The sequence below is a fragment of the Streptomyces sp. NPDC059718 genome (assembly GCF_042733315.1).
Classification (GTDB): Bacteria; Actinomycetota; Actinomycetes; order Streptomycetales; family Streptomycetaceae; genus Actinacidiphila.
Window position 1 is genome coordinate 176,415 of sequence record NZ_JBHWGA010000006.1, and the last position, 17,158, is coordinate 193,572.

The 17,158-nt window shown below is 72.9% G+C and carries 15 protein-coding genes; 13 read left to right on the forward strand and 2 right to left on the reverse strand.

Features of this window, described 5'->3' with window-relative positions:
- Positions 1–20 precede the first annotated feature (20 nt).
- Complete coding sequence (locus tag ACFV3E_RS09975) at positions 21–1,370, forward strand: replication-associated recombination protein A (RefSeq protein ID WP_500534216.1); 1,350 nt, start codon at positions 21–23, stop codon at positions 1,368–1,370.
- Here the strand turns inward: ACFV3E_RS09975 and ACFV3E_RS09980 are convergent.
- Positions 1,345–2,145, reverse strand: coding sequence for a DUF2470 domain-containing protein (locus ACFV3E_RS09980; RefSeq protein WP_500534270.1), 801 nt, complete (start codon positions 2,143–2,145; stop codon positions 1,345–1,347). The two genes, ACFV3E_RS09975 and ACFV3E_RS09980, sit on opposite strands and share 26 nt — an antisense overlap.
- 199 nt (positions 2,146–2,344) lie before the next feature.
- Between ACFV3E_RS09980 and rpsD the strand changes: the two genes are divergently transcribed.
- Complete coding sequence (gene rpsD / locus ACFV3E_RS09985) at positions 2,345–2,956, forward strand: 30S ribosomal protein S4 (protein WP_018564200.1); 612 nt, start codon at positions 2,345–2,347, stop codon at positions 2,954–2,956.
- Between the two features lie 98 nt (positions 2,957–3,054).
- Here rpsD and ACFV3E_RS09990 read toward each other — a convergent pair whose 3' ends face one another.
- Positions 3,055–5,202: an ATP-binding protein gene (locus tag ACFV3E_RS09990; protein ID WP_500534217.1), complete on the reverse strand. Its 2,148-nt coding sequence runs from the start codon at positions 5,200–5,202 to the stop codon at positions 3,055–3,057.
- 172 nt (positions 5,203–5,374) lie between these two features.
- Here ACFV3E_RS09990 and ACFV3E_RS09995 point away from each other — a divergent pair, with 172 nt between their 5' ends.
- From ACFV3E_RS09995 to ACFV3E_RS10045, 11 genes are all read left to right on the forward strand, one after another.
- On the forward strand, positions 5,375–5,797 hold the full coding sequence (locus ACFV3E_RS09995; protein ID WP_450385979.1) for a DUF948 domain-containing protein: 423 nt from the start codon (positions 5,375–5,377) through the stop codon (positions 5,795–5,797).
- 5 nt (positions 5,798–5,802) lie between these two features.
- Positions 5,803–6,093 (forward strand): DUF6167 family protein, encoded by a 291-nt coding sequence (locus tag ACFV3E_RS10000; protein WP_500534218.1) that lies wholly within the window; start codon positions 5,803–5,805, stop codon positions 6,091–6,093.
- Complete coding sequence (gene alaS, locus ACFV3E_RS10005; protein WP_500534219.1) at positions 6,093–8,762, forward strand: alanine--tRNA ligase; 2,670 nt, start codon at positions 6,093–6,095, stop codon at positions 8,760–8,762. Before ACFV3E_RS10000 ends, alaS begins: the two co-directional genes overlap by 1 nt.
- An 8-nt stretch (positions 8,763–8,770) precedes the next feature.
- Positions 8,771–9,235, forward strand: coding sequence for a Holliday junction resolvase RuvX (ruvX, locus tag ACFV3E_RS10010; RefSeq protein ID WP_499510782.1), 465 nt, complete (start codon positions 8,771–8,773; stop codon positions 9,233–9,235).
- A 136-nt stretch (positions 9,236–9,371) separates the two neighbouring features.
- A complete protein-coding gene (gene mltG / locus ACFV3E_RS10015) occupies positions 9,372–11,102 on the forward strand; it encodes an endolytic transglycosylase MltG (protein WP_500534220.1) in 1,731 nt (576 codons plus the stop codon).
- A 203-nt stretch (positions 11,103–11,305) separates the two neighbouring features.
- Entirely contained in the window at positions 11,306–12,139 is an 834-nt protein-coding gene (locus ACFV3E_RS10020; protein ID WP_500534221.1) for a shikimate dehydrogenase, read from the forward strand.
- Positions 12,140–12,280: 141 nt separating this feature from the next.
- Positions 12,281–13,465 (forward strand): chorismate synthase, encoded by a 1,185-nt coding sequence (gene aroC / locus ACFV3E_RS10025; RefSeq protein ID WP_500534222.1) that lies wholly within the window; start codon positions 12,281–12,283, stop codon positions 13,463–13,465.
- A complete protein-coding gene (locus ACFV3E_RS10030) occupies positions 13,462–13,977 on the forward strand; it encodes a shikimate kinase (protein ID WP_500534223.1) in 516 nt (171 codons plus the stop codon). Before aroC ends, ACFV3E_RS10030 begins: the two co-directional genes overlap by 4 nt.
- On the forward strand, positions 13,974–15,077 hold the full coding sequence (gene aroB / locus ACFV3E_RS10035) for a 3-dehydroquinate synthase (RefSeq protein ID WP_500370564.1): 1,104 nt from the start codon (positions 13,974–13,976) through the stop codon (positions 15,075–15,077). Before ACFV3E_RS10030 ends, aroB begins: the two co-directional genes overlap by 4 nt.
- 135 nt (positions 15,078–15,212) lie before the next feature.
- Positions 15,213–15,962, forward strand: coding sequence for an AAA family ATPase (locus tag ACFV3E_RS10040; RefSeq protein ID WP_500534224.1), 750 nt, complete (start codon positions 15,213–15,215; stop codon positions 15,960–15,962).
- 68 nt (positions 15,963–16,030) lie between these two features.
- Positions 16,031–17,140: a M24 family metallopeptidase gene (locus ACFV3E_RS10045; protein WP_500370567.1), complete on the forward strand. Its 1,110-nt coding sequence runs from the start codon at positions 16,031–16,033 to the stop codon at positions 17,138–17,140.
- Positions 17,141–17,158 lie beyond the last annotated feature (18 nt).

A 17,158-nucleotide genomic window follows, 5' to 3' on the forward strand; every position in this document is an offset into this window, starting at 1 on the left:
GTGACATAGGCTTCCTTGCCGTGGAGCCCGACCTGTTCACCGCCGCCGCAGAGGAACGCCAGTCGAGGGAGCCCGGAGGCAGCCCCCTGGCCGTACGGATGCGCCCGCGCACCCTCGACGAGGTCGTGGGGCAGGGCCATCTGCTCAGGCCCGGGTCGCCGCTGCGGCGCCTGGTCGGCGAGGGCGGCGGCGGACCGGCGGGACCGTCCTCGGTGATCCTCTGGGGTCCGCCGGGCATCGGCAAGACGACCCTCGCCTACGTCGTCAGCCACGCCACCAACAAGCGCTTCGTCGAGCTGTCGGCGATCACCGCGGGCGTCAAGGAGGTCCGCGCGGTCATCGAGAGCGCCAAACGCGAGTCCGGTGGCTACGGCCGCGACACCGTGCTCTTCCTGGACGAGATCCACCGGTTCAGCAAGGCGCAGCAGGACTCCCTGCTCCCCGCCGTCGAGAACCGCTGGGTCACCCTGATCGCCGCCACCACCGAGAACCCGTACTTCTCGATCATCTCCCCGCTGCTGTCCCGGTCCCTGCTGCTCACCCTGGAGCCGCTGACCGACGACGACCTGCGCGGCCTGCTGCGGCGGGCGCTCGCCGACGAGCGCGGGCTGGAGGGCGCGGTCACGCTGCCCGAGGACACCGAGGAGCACCTGCTGCGGATCGCCGGCGGGGACGCCCGCCGGGCGCTGACCGCCCTGGAGGCCGGTGCGGGCGCCGCCCTGGCGAAGGGCGAGCCGGAGATCTCCCTGAGCACCCTCGAGGAGACCGTCGACCGTGCCGCCGTGAAGTACGACCGCGACGGCGACCAGCACTACGACGTGGCCAGCGCCCTGATCAAGTCCATCCGCGGCTCGGACGTGGACGCCGCCCTGCACTACCTGGCCCGCATGATCGAGGCGGGGGAGGACCCGCGGTTCATCGCCCGCCGGCTGATGATCTCCGCGAGCGAGGACATCGGCCTGGCCGACCCGACCGCGCTGCCCACGGCGGTCGCCGCGGCCCAGGCGGTGGCGATGATCGGCTTCCCGGAGGCCGCGCTGACCCTCAGCCACGCCACGATCGCGCTCGCCCTGGCCCCCAAGTCCAACGCGGCGACGACGGCCATCGGGGCCGCGCTCGCCGACGTGCGCGCGGGCAAGGCGGGGCCGGTCCCGGCGCATCTGCGCGACAGCCACTACAAGGGCGCCGCGAAACTCGGGCACGGCCAGGGCTACCAGTACCCGCACGATCTGCCCGGTGCCATCGCCGCCCAGCAGTACGCGCCGGACGAGATCCACGGCCGGCGCTACTACGAGCCGACGCGCTACGGCGCTGAGGCCCGCTACGCCGACGTCCTGGAACGGGTCAGGGAGCGGCTGGCGGGGGAGTAGCGCCACGCCCGGTGGGGCCAGGTGCTCTGGGGCCAGGTGCGCCGGGGTCGGGGCCGGGTCGGCGCTCCTGTGCGGCCGCGGCCTCCTGCGCGGCGTCGAAGAGGGAGTGCATGGCCCGGTGCAGGTCGGCGTGGCCCCGTACGGGCTCCAGGAACTCGAAGCGGGCGTCGAAGGTGCCGTCCTCGCCGGTGAAGCGCACCCGCAGCCCGAAGCGGTCCAGGGCGAGCGGCACCGCGGTGGTCGGCGTGCTGCGGCAGGCGCCGGTGCCGCCGGCGAGCGCGCACAGCCGGCCCACCTGGTCGGCGTGGGCGGCCGCCAGGTGCTGCAGCAGGTCCGCCTCGTGGTCGACGAGCGGGTCGGGGCGGGCCGCGGCGAACTCGTCCGGCTCCACCTGCTCCGCGCCCCACAGGTCGTCCAGCGACGCCTCGCCGACCTCCAGTCGCAGCCGCACCTTCCCCGCCGGGGCCGGCAGGTCGCGCGCGACGGTGAGCCAGCCCGCGATCCAGGCGCGGCCGCGGATGCGTCCGGGCACCGCGACCGGGGCGACGTCAGTGATGTCGAGCACAGCCGTGAGGTCGTCGTCCTCGGCGTGCGTGGCGGCCCGCACGGCGGGCGATTCCGCGGGGAACAGCAGGAACAGGTCGCCGTCGGTGCCCACGATCCGCTCGTCCGGGACCATGAGCTCGGGGAGGTCGGGCACCAGGCCGGGAATCACCAGGATGGCGGAGGCGGTACTCTGTACGAGAGTTCGTGTGCGCTCGGCTGCTGACGGCAGTCGGGCGGTTTCATGCCCGCTGGGACGCGGCTGACCATGAGCTGATCGGACCCCCGTCAAGTCGGCGCCCGCCGTGGCGCCGGCGGCGCCGTGTGCGGCGTCCATTCCGTCCGTGATGCGCGTGGTGTTCCCAGGGCGAGACATACGATCTCCTTCGCTAAGGTAAGCCTTACCTAACTTACATGGAGGTCTGGGAAACGTGAACCAGTCGCGTCCCAAGGTCAAGAAGTCGCGTGCCCTCGGCATCGCCCTGACGCCGAAGGCCGTCAAGTACTTCGAGGCCCGTCCCTACCCGCCGGGCGAGCACGGCCGTGGCCGCAAGCAGAACAGCGACTACAAGGTCCGACTGCTGGAGAAGCAGCGTCTGCGCGCGCAGTACGACATCTCCGAGCGCCAGATGGCCCGTGCCTACGACCGCGCCCGCAAGGTCAGCGGCAAGACCGGCGAGGCCCTGATCGTCGAGCTCGAGCGCCGCCTGGACGCCCTCGTCCTGCGCGCCGGCCTGGCCCGCACGATCTACCAGGCCCGCCAGATGGTCGTCCACGGCCACATCGAGGTCAACGGCCACAAGGTCGACAAGCCGTCGTTCCGCGTCACCCCCGACGACGTCGTGATGGTGCGCGAGCGCTCCCGCGCCAAGACCCCGTTCCAGGTCGCCCGTGAGGGCGGCTGGGCCGGCGAGGGCGAGACCCCGAAGTACCTGCAGGTCAACCTGCAGGCGCTGGCGTTCCGCCTGGACCGTCTGCCGAACCGTCGTGAGGTCCCCGTGATCTGCGACGAGCAGCTCGTCGTCGAGTACTACGCTCGCTGACGCCTGCCCCACCCGGCACGCACGTCAGCCCCGGCGCCCCGCCCTTCCGGCGGGGCGCCGGGGCTTTCGCGTGCCCGGGGTGACCCTGCTCGCCCCGGTCAGTCCTGGGCGGACCGGCCGAGCGGCGCGCCCGCGGGCAGCGAATCGGCGGGTGGCACGGGACCGCGGGGCGGACGCGGGCCGGTTCGTGTCGGGGGCAGCCCGGTCAGGGCCCTGGCGACGGCCGCGTCGAGGTCGAGGACGCCACCCTCGGCGTACGCGCCCTCGTAGCCGACCCGGCCCAGCTCGGCGCGGGCCAGTTCCTCGCAGCGCTGGTGGGGGATGCCGAAGTGGCGCGAGCCGAACACCGGCAGCCCGACGAGCCGCCAGATGCCGCCTGCCGCGCCCTGCAGCACCGCCGCCTCCCGGGCGTCCCCCGGGACCCGCAGCAGCGCGAGCAGCTCGATGCCGAGCACGATGCCCACCATGTCGCGGAAGGCGTGGTTGATCCGCACGCACTCGGCCGCCAGTTCGGCGGCGAGCACGGGGTCGTCCTGCCACCAGGCGATGACCGCCCGCGTGTAGAGCGCGTACGCCAGCGCCCAGCGCTCCCCGTGGTCCTCGCAGACCTCGCGGATGTGCTCGCAGAGCTCGATCCCGCCCTCCAGGTCCCCCTCGAAGGCCACCGCCATCGCCAGCTCGACCTCGGCCATGATGACGTTGCTGTTGAGCTCGCCCAGCGTCCGGTAGTGCCCCAGCGCCTCCTCGAACAGCGCCCTGGCGCGCGGCAGGTCGTCGCTGAGCAGCGCCCCGCACCCCATGCGGTGGACCGCGTACGCCACCGCCGTCGCGTCGCCGGTGGCCAGTGCCTGCTCCCGGCACTCGTACAGCATGCCCAGCGCCGCGGTGCCGTCGCCCTGGAGGATCGAGACGTAACCGCACACCCACAGCGCCTTGGCGCGCTGCCCCGTGGGCTCGTGGTCGGCCGCCAGAGCGCGCTCCAGCCAGTACCGGCCCTCGGCGAGCCGGCCGCAGCCGACCCAGAAGAACCACAGGCTCGCCGCCAGGTACTGCCCGGTCCGCAGCTCCTCGGGGACCTCCAGGGAGAACTCCAGCGCGGCCCGCAGGTTGGCCAGCTCCCGCTCGGTGCCGGCCGAGACCTCCTCCTGCCGTGCGCCGAACCACTCCATCTCGCCCCAGGTGGCGAACCCCAGGTACCAGTCGCGGTGCCGGGTCCGCAGCCGCCGTTCCTCGCCCAGCTCGCGCAGCCAGCCCAGCCCGTACTCGCGCACGGTGTCCAGCAGCAGGTAGCGCACCACGCCCGCGTCCTCGCGGCGCAGCACCACCGACTTGTCCACCAGGTCCGCCAGGAGGTCCACCATCGCGTCGGCGGTCACCTCGCCGCCCGCGCAGACGTATTCGGCGGCGTCGAGGTCGAAGTCCCCGGCGAACACCGACAGCCGTGCCCACAGCAGCCGTTCGCGCGGGGTGCACAGCTCGTGGCTCCACCCGATGGTGGTGCGCAGCGCGCGGTGCCGTTCGGGACCGCCCGTGCCGCCGCGCCGGGTGAGCAGCCGGAAACGGTCGTCCAGCCGCCCGGTGATCTGCCGCACCGACAGCGCCCGCACGCGGCCCGCCGCCAGTTCCAGCGCCAGCGGGATGCCGTCCAGGTGGCGGCACAGCTCCTCCACCTCGGCCCGGTTGCCGGCGTCCACGGTGAAGCCCGGCAGCACCGCGGCCGCCCGGTCGGCGAACAGCTCCACCGCCTCGTCGGCGTCGCTCAGCGGCTCCAGCGCCACGATGTGCTCGCCGGCCACCCCCAGCGGCTGCCGGCTGGTGGCCAGCAACCGCAGTCCCGGTGCCCGCCGCAGCATCGCTTCGGCCAGCTCCGCCGCAGCCTCCACCTGCGGCTCGCAGCAGTCCAGGACGAGCAGCAGCTCGCGGCGGGCCAGGAAAGCGCCGAGCGCGGCCCGGGGGCCGCGCGTGGTGTGGTCGGTGAGGCCGAGCGCGTCCGCCACGGCGTGGTCCACCAGCCCCGGATCCCGTACGGCCCCCAGCTCGGCCAGCCAGACCCCGTCGGCGAACCCGGTGCGCAGCCCGGCCGCCGCGCGCAGCGCGAGCCGGGTCTTGCCGACCCCGCCCACGCCGGTCACCGTCACCATCCGGGCCCGCTCCAGCAGGCGGGCCACCTCGTCGAGCTCGCGCCGCCGGCCGACGAAGTGGTTCAGCTCGCACGGCAGGTTGCCGGGCGTCGTCTCATGGCGCATGGGTCACGGAGGGTATCGTCAAATAAGCGGAACGTACAGTCCGGGCCCCGTCGCCCGGGCCGGTGGGGGGCGGCCCCGGCCCGCAATGCGGTACGGAGCGTGCTGCCCGTCGCGATAAGGTCGGTATCTGATCGGTACCTGGTTGGCGCGGTGGATCCGAGGGAGTGGCAGCGTGTCCGGTGGAGAGGTGGCCGGCCTCATCGTGGCCGTCTTCTGGGCGATCCTGGTGTCGTTCCTCGCCGTGGCACTCGTGCGGCTCGCGCAGGCGCTCCGTCAGGCCACCCGCCTCGTGGCGGAGGTGACCGACCAGGCCGTGCCGCTGCTCGGCGAGGCCTCCGAGGCGGTCCGTTCCGCCCACGCCCAGCTGGCCCGCGTGGACACCATCACCTCCGACGTCGCCGAGGTGACCGCGAACGCCTCCGCCCTGTCCACGACCGTCGCCTCCACCTTCGGAGGCCCCCTCGTGAAGGTCGCGGCCTTCGGCTACGGCGTGCGGCGTGCGGTCACCCTCCAGGCCAAGGGCGCCGCCAAGAAGCGCACCGTGGTCGTCGGCCGGACGCTTCCGTCCGCCCGCAGCCGTAAGTCAAGGGGCTGACCTGCATGTTCCGCCGTGCCTTCTGGTTCACCGCCGGTGCCGCCGCCGGGGTGTGGGCCACCAACAAGGTCCATCGCAAGATCCGCAGCCTGACCCCCGAGAGCCTCGCGGCGAAGGCGGCCGACAAGGCCCTCGAGGCCGGGGACCGGCTGCGCACCTTCGCGCAGGACGTCCGCGCCGGGATGACCGAGCGCGAGGAACAGCTCAACGACCAACTGGGCCGTCCGGCCCCCGACCTCGACATGCCGGCCCAGCGGCCGGAGATCGCGTACCACCACCGGAAGGACGAACACTGATGGAGTCGGCAGAAATCCGCCGCCGCTGGCTGCGTTTCTTCGAAGAGCGCGGGCACACCGTCGTGCCGTCGGCGTCGCTCATCGCCGACGACCCCACGCTCCTTCTGGTGCCCGCGGGCATGGTCCCGTTCAAGCCCTACTTCCTGGGTGAGGTCAAGCCGCCCTTCCCGCGCGCCACCAGCGTGCAGAAGTGCGTCCGCACGCCCGACATCGAAGAGGTCGGCAAGACCACCCGCCACGGCACGTTCTTCCAGATGTGCGGCAACTTCTCGTTCGGCGACTACTTCAAGGAAGGCGCCATCAAGTTCGCCTGGGAGCTGCTCACCAGCTCCGTGGCGGACGGCGGTTACGGTCTCGACCCCGAGCGGCTGTGGATCACCGTCTACAAGGACGACGACGAGGCCGAGCAGATCTGGCGCGAGGTCGTGGGCGTGCCCGCCGAGCGCATCCAGCGCCTGGGCATGAAGGACAACTTCTGGTCCATGGGCGTCCCCGGACCCTGCGGCCCGTGCTCCGAGATCAACTACGACCGCGGCCCCGAGTTCGGCGTCGAGGGCGGCCCTGCCGTCAACGACGAGCGGTACGTGGAGATCTGGAACCTGGTCTTCATGCAGTACGAGCGCGGGGAGGGGACCGGCAAGGAGGAGTTCCCGATCCTCGGCGACCTGCCCGCGCAGAACATCGACACCGGTCTCGGTCTCGAGCGTCTCGCCATGATCCTGCAGGACGTGCAGAACATGTACGAGACCGACACCCTGCGCGCGGTCATCGACAAGGCCACCGAGCTCACCGGCGTCGCCTACGGCGCCGCGCACGACTCCGACGTCTCGCTGCGCGTGGTCGCCGACCACATGCGCACCTCCGTCATGCTGATCGGCGACGGCGTCACCCCCGGCAACGAGGGCCGCGGCTACGTGCTGCGCCGCATCATGCGCCGCGCCATCCGCAACATGCGGCTGCTCGGTGCCACGGACGCCGTCGTCGGCGACCTCGTCGACACCGTCATCAAGACGATGGGTCAGCAGTACCCGGAGCTCGTCGAGGACCGCAAGCGCATCGAGACGGTCGCCCTCGCCGAGGAGACCCGCTTCCTCAAGACGCTGAAGGCCGGCACCAATGTGCTGGACACCGCCGTCACCGAGGCCAAGTCCGCCGGTTCCGGTGTGCTCTCCGGCGACAAGGCCTTCCTGCTCCACGACACCTGGGGCTTCCCGATCGACCTCACCCTCGAAATGGCCGCCGAGCAGGGCCTGTCGGTGGACGAGGACGGGTTCCGCCGCCTGATGAAGGAGCAGCGGGACCGCGCCAAGGCCGACGCCCTGGTGAAGAAGAGCGGTCATGTCGACATGTCGGCGTACCGCTCCATCGCCGACGCGGCCGGGAGCACCGTCTTCACCGGGTACACCGACAACGAGGGCGAGGCCAGTGTCGTCGGCCTGCTGGTCGACGGTGTGCCCTCGCCGGCCGCCAACGAGGGCGACGAGGTCGAGGTCATCCTCGACCGCACCCCCTTCTACGCCGAGGGTGGCGGCCAGCTCGCCGACACCGGCCGCATCCGCACCGACTCGGGCGCCGTCATCGAGGTGCGCGACGTGCAGCAGCCCGTGCCCGGCGTCACCGTGCACAAGGGCAGCGTCCAGGTCGGCGAGGTGACCGTCGGCTCCGCCGCGTTCGGCAAGATCGACCTCGGCCGCCGCCGTGCCATCGCCCGCGCCCACAGCGCCACCCACCTCACCCACCAGGCGCTGCGCGACGCGCTCGGCCCCACCGCCGCCCAGGCCGGTTCGGAGAACTCCCCGGGCCGTTTCCGCTTCGACTTCGGCTCGCCGGCCGCCGTGCCGGGCAGTGTGCTGACGGACGTCGAGCAGAAGATCAACGCCGTGCTCTCCCGCGAACTCGACGTCACCGCCGAGATCATGAGCATCGACGAGGCCAAGAAGGCGGGCGCCATCGCCGAGTTCGGCGAGAAGTACGGCGAGCGGGTGCGCGTCGTGACGATCGGCGACTACTCCAAGGAGCTCTGCGGCGGCACGCACGTCCACAACACCGCCCAGCTGGGCCTGGTGAAGCTGCTCGGCGAGTCCTCGATCGGTTCCGGCGTGCGCCGGGTCGAGGCCCTGGTCGGCGTGGACGCGTACAACTTCCTCGCCCGCGAGCACACGGTCGTGGCCCAGCTCCAGCAGCTGGTCAAGGGCCGTCCGGAGGAGCTCCCGGAGAAGATCTCCGGCATGCTCGCCAAGCTCAAGGAGGCCGAGAAGGAGATCGAGCGCTTCCGCGCCGAGAAGGTCCTGCAGGCCGCCGCCGGGCTCGCCGCCTCCGCCCAGGACGTCAAGGGTGTGGCCCTGGTCACCGGCCAGGTGCCGGACGGCACCGGCGCGGACGACCTGCGCAAGCTCGTCCTGGACGTCCGCCAGCGGATCAGCGGCGGCCGCGCTGCCGTCGTGGCCCTGTTCACCGTCGCCAACGACCGTCCGCTGACCGTCATCGCCACCAACGAGGCCGCCCGTGAGCGCGGCCTGAAGGCCGGCGAGCTGGTCCGCACCGCCGCCAAGACCCTCGGCGGCGGCGGTGGCGGCAAGCCGGACGTCGCCCAGGGCGGCGGCCAGAACGCGGACGCGGTCGGCGAGGCCATCGCCGCCGTGCAGCGCCTCGTCGCCGAGACTGCCTGAGGTCGTCGATGCGCAGGGGTCGCAGGATCGCGATCGACGTCGGGGACGCCCGCATCGGGGTCGCCTCGTGCGACCCCGACGGGCTGATCGCCACACCCGTCGAGACGGTTCCCGGCCGGGACGTCCCGGCCGCGCGCCGTCGCATCGCGCAGATCATCGAGGAGTACGAGCCGATCGAGGTGCTGGTCGGCCTGCCCCGCTCGCTCAGCGGGCGGGAGGGGCCGGCCGCGGCCAAGGCCCGCGAGTTCGCCCAGGATGTGGCGAAGATCATCTCCCCCGTTCCGGTGCGCCTCGTTGACGAGCGGATGACCACCGTCACGGCCACCCAGGGCCTGCGCGCATCGGGCGTCAAGGCCAAGAAGGGACGTTCCGTCGTCGACCAGGCGGCGGCCGTGGTCATCCTCCAGAGCGCCCTCGAGACCGAACGGGTGTCTGGTAAAGAGCCGGGCGAGAGCGTCGAACCGTTTATCTGATCGCGGTACGGTAACGTTCCGCGCAGCACGGCGGCTCCACAGCTGGAATCCGTGGGTGCCGACGGGTCGGGACCCTCCCGCCCGCGCCACAAGCGCCGGCCGGCTGCCGCCTCGCGAACCGAACCGTAGGGGATCGATGACTGACTATGGCCGGAGCCCGGGCTCCGAAGCATGGCACCCCGAAGACCCTCTCTTCGGTGACCAATGGGGACAGCAGCAGCACCAGCAGCAACAGCAGTATTCCCAGTACCAGCAGCAGCAACATCAGCACCCGCAGAACCAGCAGCAACAGAACCAGCAGCAACATCAGCACCCGCAGAACCAGCAGCACCACCCTCAGTACTCGCAGCAGGGCGGCTGGGACCCCTACGGCGACACCGGTCAGCAGCAGCAGTACGCGTACGACCCGCAGCAGCAGTACGACTCCTGGGGCGCCCCGGCCGGCTACGGCCAGGACGGGTACGGCGGCCAGCAGCAGCCCGACTACTACGGGCAGGGCGGCTACCCGCCCCCGCAGCGGCCCGACCAGCGCTACCCGGAACAGCAGCCCCAGTACCAGCAGCAGCCTCAGCAACAGCAGCCGCAGCAGCCTCAGCCGCAACCGCAGCAGCGGCCACAGCGCCCCCGGCCGGCCGAGCAGGAAGCCCCGCTCTGGGACGACGAGGTGGGCGCCGCCGACGACCACTCCTTCTTCTCCGGCGCGGACGACGACGAGGACGACGAGCCGCAGCCGGGCCGCAACGACCGGCGCGGCCGCGCCGGCAGGGGCGGCAAGACCGGGCAGGGCGGCAAGAAGCGCCGCTCCGGCATGGCGTGCCTGGTCGTGCTGGTCGTCCTCGGCGGCGGCATCGCCGGGGCCGGCTGGTTCGGCTACCGCTACTACCAGAGCAACTTCGGCCCGCCCCCGGACTTCGCGGGGCAGGGCAGCGGCGAGGTCCAGGTCGAGGTACCGCAGGGCGCGAGCGGCATCCAGATCGGCAACATCCTCAAGAAGGCCGGCGTGGTCAAGAGCGTCGACGCCTTCACGGCGGCCGTCAGCAAGAACCCGGAGGGCAACTCCATCCAGGCGGGCGTCTACGTCCTGCACAAGGAGATGGCCGCGTCCAGCGCCGTCACGATGATGCTCGACCCGAAGTCGCAGAACGTCCTGGTCATCGCCGAGGGCCTGCGCGACGTGCAGATCTACGCGATCATCGACGCCAAACTGGGACTCGACAAGGGCGCCACCGCCAAGGTCGCCAAGGACCAGGTCGGCAAGCTCGGGCTGCCCGACTGGGCGGACGACAACAAGGACATCAAGGATCCGCTGGAGGGCTTCCTCTGGCCGAGCCGCTACAGCGTCGGCAAGGACACCAAGCCCGCCGACCTGCTGCGCAGCATGGTCACCAACGCCAAGAAGCAGTACACCAAGTACGACGTCGAGGCGAAGGCCGAGAAACTCGGGCTGGAGTCACCGCTGCAGGTCGTCACCCTGGCCAGCCTGGTGCAGGCCGAGGGCAAGTCGGACGAGGACTTCCGGAAGATGTCGCGGGTCGTCTACAACCGCCTCAAGCCGACCAACACCGAGACCAACGGCAAGCTCGAGTTCGACTCGACGTACAACTACCTGAAGAACCAGAGCGAGATCAACCTCTCGCTCAAGGAGCTCCGTACCTACGACGACGCCTACAACACGTACTACTACCGGGGGCTCCCGCCGGGGCCGATCGGCAACCCCGGCGCGAAGGCGCTGGCCGCGGCCATGGATCCCGAACCGGGCAAGTGGTACTACTTCATCTCCCTCGACGGGCACACGACCAAGTTCACGGAGACACTCGCGGAACACGACAAGCTCGCCAGGGAGTTCGACAAGAAGCACAACGGCTGAGCCGCCGCCGGGGCGCCGCACGGGGAACGTCCCCCGTGCGGCGCCCCGCTGCCGTCCCGACCGCCGCCCCGACCGGGCGGATCTTGAGGCCCTAGACTCGACCGGGCGTCCCCGCCGCCGGCCGGACAGGGGCGGCCCGGATCGACGGACACCACGCAGCCGAGGGGACCAGCCCATGACGAAGAGCCCGCGGGAGGCCGCGCGTGCCTAGGGCAGCGGTCCTCGGATCGCCGATCACGCACTCCCTCTCCCCGGTGCTGCACCGCGCCGCCTACGCGGAACTGGGGCTGGACGACTGGACGTACGACCGCTTCGAGGTCGACGAGGCCGCGCTGCCCGGTTTCCTGGCCCGGCTGGCCGAGCTGCCCGGCGGCGGACGCTGGGCCGGGCTGTCGCTGACCATGCCGCTCAAGCGGGCGGTCATCCCGCTGCTGGACGAGGTCAGCGACACCGCCTCGGCCGTCGAGGCCGTCAACACGCTGGTGCTCACCGAGGACGGACGCCGGCTGGGCGACAACACCGACATCCCCGGGATGGTGGCGGCCCTGCGCGAGCGCGGCGTCGGACGCGTCGGCTCCGCCGCCGTGCTCGGCGCCGGGGCGACCGCCTCGTCCGCGCTGGCCGCGCTGGCGCAGATCTGCGACGGCGAGGTCACCGCGTACGTGCGCAGCGACACCCGCGCCGGCGAGATGCGGCAGTGGGGCGAGCGCCTCGGCGTGGCCGTGCGGACGGCCCCCTGGGAGGACGCCGAGCAGGCCCTGGCCGCGCCCCTGGTGATCTCCACGACGCCGGCCGGCACCGCCGACGCGCTCGCCGCCGCCGTGCCGGAGCGGCCCGGCACGCTCTTCGACGTGCTGTACGACCCCTGGCCCACCACCCTGGCGTCGGCCTGGGCGGAGCGGGGAGGGGCCGTCGTCGGCGGACTCGACCTGCTGGTGCACCAGGCGGTGCTGCAGGTGGAGCTGATGACCGGCCGCAAGCCGGCCCCCCTGGCGGCCATGCGGGCGGCCGGCGAGGCGGCGCTGCACCACCCCTGACCGGTCCGGAGGTGTCCACGGCGCTGTCCGCCCAGCGGACCGCGCCCCGCCCTCGCCGCCGGACGTGAAAGGATCGGTTTACGCACGGATGGTCCGGTCCGCCTCGCCGCGGTCCGGGCGATGATGAAGGAGCGAGCACCGTTGAGCAGGTTGCGCTGGCTGACCGCGGGGGAGTCGCACGGCCCCGCACTCGTCGCGACGCTGGAGGGCTTGCCCTCCGGCGTGCCGATCACCACCGAGATGGTGGCGGACCACCTCGCGCGGCGGCGGCTCGGCTATGGCCGCGGTGCCCGTATGAAGTTCGAGCAGGACCAGGTCACCTTCCTCGGCGGCGTGCGCCACGGGCTCACCATGGGCTCCCCGGTCGCGATCATGGTGGGGAACACCGAGTGGCCCAAGTGGGAGCAGGTCATGGCGGCCGATCCGGTGGACCCCGAGGTCCTCGCCGGGCTCGCGCGCAACGCCCCGCTGACCCGGCCGCGCCCCGGCCACGCCGACCTCGCGGGCATGCAGAAGTACGGCTTCGACGAGGCCCGGCCGATCCTGGAGCGCGCCTCCGCCCGCGAGACCGCGGCCCGTGTCGCGCTCGGCGCCGTGGCCCGCTCCTACCTCAAGGAGACGGCGGGCATCGAGATCGTCTCCCACGTGGTGGAGCTCGCCGCGGCCAAGGCCCCGTACGGGGTCTACCCCACCCCCGCCGACGTCGACAGGCTCGACGCCGACCCCGTGCGCTGCCTCGACGCGGACGCGAGCAAGCGGATGGTCGCCGAGATCGACCAGGCCCACAAGGACGGCGACACGCTCGGCGGCGTCGTCGAGGTGCTCGCCTACGGCGTGCCCGTCGGCCTCGGCAGCCACGTGCACTGGGACCGCCGGCTGGACGCCCGGCTGGCCGCCGCCCTCATGGGCATCCAAGCCATCAAGGGCGTCGAGGTCGGCGACGGCTTCGAGCTCGCCCGCGTCCCCGGCTCCAAGGCGCACGACGAGATCGTCGCCACCCAGGACGGCATCCGCCGCTCCACGGGCCGTTCCGGCGGTACCGAGGGCGGCCTGAGCACCGGCGAGCTGCTGAGGGTGCGTGCCGCGATGAAGCCCATCGCCACCGTGCCGCGTGCCCTGGCCACCGTGGACGTGACCACCGGCGAGGCCACCCAGGCCCACCACCAGCGTTCCGACGTCTGCGCCGTCCCGGCCGCGGGCATCGTCGCCGAGGCGATGGTCGCCCTGGTCCTGGCCGACGCGGTCGCGGAGAAGTTCGGCGGCGACAGCCTCACCGAGACCCGTCGCAACGTGCGCGGCTACCTCGACAACCTGGTGATCCGATGAGCGGCCCGGTCGTCGTCCTGATCGGCCCGATGGGGGTCGGCAAGAGCACCGTCGGCGAGCTGATCGCCCTGCGGCTGGGCACGACCTGCCGCGATACCGACGCCGACATCGTCGAGGCCGAGGGCCGGCCGATCGCGGACATCTTCGTCGAGGACGGCGAGGAGCACTTCCGCGCGCTGGAGGCCGGGGCCGTCCGCGTCGCGCTCGCCGAGCACCGGGGCGTGCTCGCGCTCGGCGGCGGCTCGATCCTCGACGAGGGCACCCGCAAGCTGCTCGCCGGGCTGCCCGTGGTCTTCCTCGACATGGACGTCGCCGAGGCGGTCAAGCGCGTCGGCCTCGACACCGCCCGCCCGCTGCTCGCCGTCAACCCGCGGCGGCAGTGGCGCGAGCTGATGGAGGCCCGCCGCCCGCTGTACACCGAGGTCGCCCGCGCCGTGGTCAGCACGGAGGGCCGGACCCCCGAGGACGTCGCGGACGCCGTCCTGGACGCACTGGAGCTGAAGAACGCATGACGGAGCACGCCGCCCACGCCCCCATCCGCATCCAGGTCGGGGGCAGTGCGGGCACCGAGCCGTACGAGGTGCTGGTCGGCCGGCAGCTGCTCGGCGAGCTGCCGGGCCTGATCGGCGACAAGGCGGTGCGGGTCGCCGTCATCCACCCCGAGGCCCTGGAGGCCACCGGCCAGGCGCTGCGCGAGGACCTGGCGGAGCAGGGCTACGAGGCCGTCGCCATCCAGGTGCCCAACGCCGAGGAGGCCAAGACCACCGAGGTCGCGGCGTACTGCTGGCGGGCGCTCGGGCAGTCGGGCTTCACCCGTACGGATGTCATCGTCGGCGTCGGCGGCGGTGCCACCACCGACCTCGCCGGGTTCGTCGCGGCGACGTGGCTGCGCGGGGTCCGCTGGGTCGCCGTGCCGACCACCGTGCTCGGCATGGTGGACGCCGCGGTCGGCGGCAAGACCGGCATCAACACCGCCGAGGGCAAGAACCTCGTCGGCGCCTTCCACCCGCCCGCCGGGGTGCTCTGCGACCTCGCGGCGCTGGAGTCGCTGCCGGTCAACGACTACGTCAGCGGTCTCGCCGAGATCATCAAGGCCGGCTTCATCGCCGACCCCGTGATCCTGGACCTGATCGAGCAGGACCCGGCCGCCGCCCGCGGCCCCGAGGGGCCGCACACCGCCGAGCTCCTCGAACGCGCCATCCGCGTCAAGGCCGAGGTGGTCTCCGCGGACCTCAAGGAGTCGGGCCTGCGCGAGATCCTCAACTACGGCCACACCCTCGGCCACGCCATCGAGAAGAACGAGCGCTACAACTGGCGGCACGGCGCCGCCGTCTCCATCGGCATGGTGTTCGCCGCCGAACTCGGCCGCCTGGCCGGGCGTCTGGACGACGCCACCGCCGACCGCCACCGCTCCGTGCTGGGGTCCGTCGGCCTGCCGCTGACCTACCGCGGCGACCAGTGGCCGCGGCTGCTGGAGACCATGAAGGTGGACAAGAAGTCGCGCGCCGACCGGCTGCGCTTCATCGTGCTGGACGGCCTCGCCAAGCCGACCGTCCTGGAGGCCCCCGACCCCGGGGTGCTCCTCGCGGCCTACGCGGAGATCTCCGCGTAGGCCCGCACGCGCACGGGACGGCGGATCCCGAACGGCCGGGCACCTCGTGGGCTGCCCGGCCGTTCACACAACTGCGGCCGTTGACGGTACCGTTCGGTCGAACCTGAAAGCTCTTGTACGGACGGAGTGGCCTCGATGCAGCATGCCGTGGGTGCGCCGCTGCCACCGCCGCACGGTGGGCAGCAGGCCGGGCAGCCAGGGCCGCCGCCGCAGCCCCCGGGCACCACCGGCCACTTCCCGATGGCCCAGGGAGCCCCCGTCCAGCACCCGGTCCCGCCGCCCCCGCAGCCCGGCGCCGGCGGCGGCGCGCCGTTCACGGGCACCACGCACGGCCCCGTCGCGGTCCTGCTGATCGGCGCGGCCGGCGCGGGCAAGACGACCATCGCCCGGCACTGGGCCGACCACCGGGGCGTACCGACCGCCCACATCAGCCTGGACGACGTCCGCGAGTGGGTCCGCTCCGGCTTCGCCGACCCGCAGTCCGGGTGGAACGACCACTCCGAGGCGCAGTACCGCCTCGCCCGCCGCACCTGCGGCTTCGCGGCCCGCAACTTCCTGGCGAACGGCATCTCCTGCATCATCGACGACGCGGTCTTCCCCGACCGCCCGGTCGTCGGCCTCGGCGGCTGGAAGCGGCACGTGGGGCCCGGTCTGCTGCCCGTCGTCCTCCTCCCCGGCCTCGACGTCGTGCTGGCCCGCAACGCCCAGCGCAGCGGCAACCGGCGCCTGTCGGACGAGGAGGTCGCCCGCATCCACGGCCGCATGGCCGGCTGGTACGGCTCGGGGCTGCCCATCATCGACAACTCCCACCTCGACGTCGCCGCGGCCGCCGCCGCGCTCGACGGCGTCGTCACCCGCAGCCTCCAGGGCCCGCCCGCCTGGTAGCCGCCGGGTGGTCACCGCCCGGCGGCTCTCGACAGGCCGACCGGCGGCCCGCGACGTACGCTCGCCACATGTCCGAGGTGCACGCTGCCCGCAGGGAACGCCTCCGGGACCGCTGCGCGGCGGCCGGATCGGCGGCGGCGCTCGTCTCCAGGCCCGCCAACGTCCGCTACCTGACGGGCTGCGCCCCGCCGGGGACCGTGCTGCTCGTGGGGCCGGGTCCCGAGGACGTGCTGGTCCACCACCGCCACCCGTCCGGCGACCTGGCCGAGGGCCGGCTCCCCGACGACGTGCGGGCCGTCGTCCTGTCCGGCCCCGACGGCGACCCGGCGGTCACGGCCGCCGCGCTGGCCGCGGACCGCAAGGCGGAGGCCCTGGCCGTCGAGGAGCACCACCTCACCGTCGCGCGGCACCGCGCCGTCGGCAGCGCCGCGCCGGGCGTACGCCTCTCCGACCTCGGCTCGGCCGTGGAGCAGCTCCGCCTGGTCAAGGACGAGCAGGAGATCTCCGCGCTGCGGATCGCCGCCGAGATCGCCGACCAGGCGCTCAGCGAGCTCCTGGAGTCGATCCTGGTGGGCCGCACCGAACGCCACCTCGCCCTGGAGCTGGAGCGCCGCCTCATCGACCACGGTGCCGACGGCCCGGCCTTCCCCACCTGCGTGGGCACCGGCCCCCATTCGGGCGCGGCGCGCCATCTGCCCACCGACCGGCGGGTCGAGGAGGGCGACTTCCTCACCGTGTGCCTGGGCGCCTGCTACCGCGGCTACCGCTGTGAGGTGGGGCGCACCTTCGTCATCGGCACCTCGCCCGCGGACTGGCAGATCGAGCTGTACGACCTGGTCTTCGCGGCCCAGCGGGCCGGCCGCGAGGCCCTCGCACCAGGCGCCGCCTGCCGCGACGTGGACCACGCGGCACGCCACGTACTGGAGTCCGGGGGCCATGGCGAGGCCCTGGGGGAGTCCACCGGACACGGCGTCGGACTGGAGATCGGCGAGGACCCGCGGTTGTCCCCCTCGGCCATGGGTAAACTGGACGCTTGCGTGCCGGTCACCGTCGAACCGGGAGTCCACATCCCGGGCCGTGGCGGTGTCCGCATCGACGACACACTCGTCGTGCGTCCACCGACGGACGGCGGGCCCGAGCTACTCACCATCACGACCAAGGAGCTGCTCGCCCTGTAGAGGGCGGCCGCGGCTCCG

Excerpts from the sequence above, each read along its gene's own strand:
- ACFV3E_RS10030 (WP_500534223.1), top strand. The coding sequence starts at position 13,462 with ATGAGCGGCCCGGTCGTCGTCCTGATCGGCCCGATGGGGGTCGGCAAG.
- ACFV3E_RS09990 (WP_500534217.1), bottom strand. The coding sequence starts at position 5,202 with ATGCGCCATGAGACGACGCCCGGCAACCTGCCGTGCGAGCTGAACCAC.
- aroB (WP_500370564.1), top strand. The coding sequence starts at position 13,974 with ATGACGGAGCACGCCGCCCACGCCCCCATCCGCATCCAGGTCGGGGGC.
- ACFV3E_RS10000 (WP_500534218.1), top strand. The coding sequence starts at position 5,803 with ATGTTCCGCCGTGCCTTCTGGTTCACCGCCGGTGCCGCCGCCGGGGTG.
- ACFV3E_RS10045 (WP_500370567.1), top strand. The coding sequence starts at position 16,031 with ATGTCCGAGGTGCACGCTGCCCGCAGGGAACGCCTCCGGGACCGCTGC.
- mltG (WP_500534220.1), top strand. The coding sequence starts at position 9,372 with ATGACTGACTATGGCCGGAGCCCGGGCTCCGAAGCATGGCACCCCGAA.
- ruvX (WP_499510782.1), top strand. The coding sequence starts at position 8,771 with ATGCGCAGGGGTCGCAGGATCGCGATCGACGTCGGGGACGCCCGCATC.
- ACFV3E_RS10040 (WP_500534224.1), top strand. The coding sequence starts at position 15,213 with ATGCAGCATGCCGTGGGTGCGCCGCTGCCACCGCCGCACGGTGGGCAG.
- alaS (WP_500534219.1), top strand. The coding sequence starts at position 6,093 with ATGGAGTCGGCAGAAATCCGCCGCCGCTGGCTGCGTTTCTTCGAAGAG.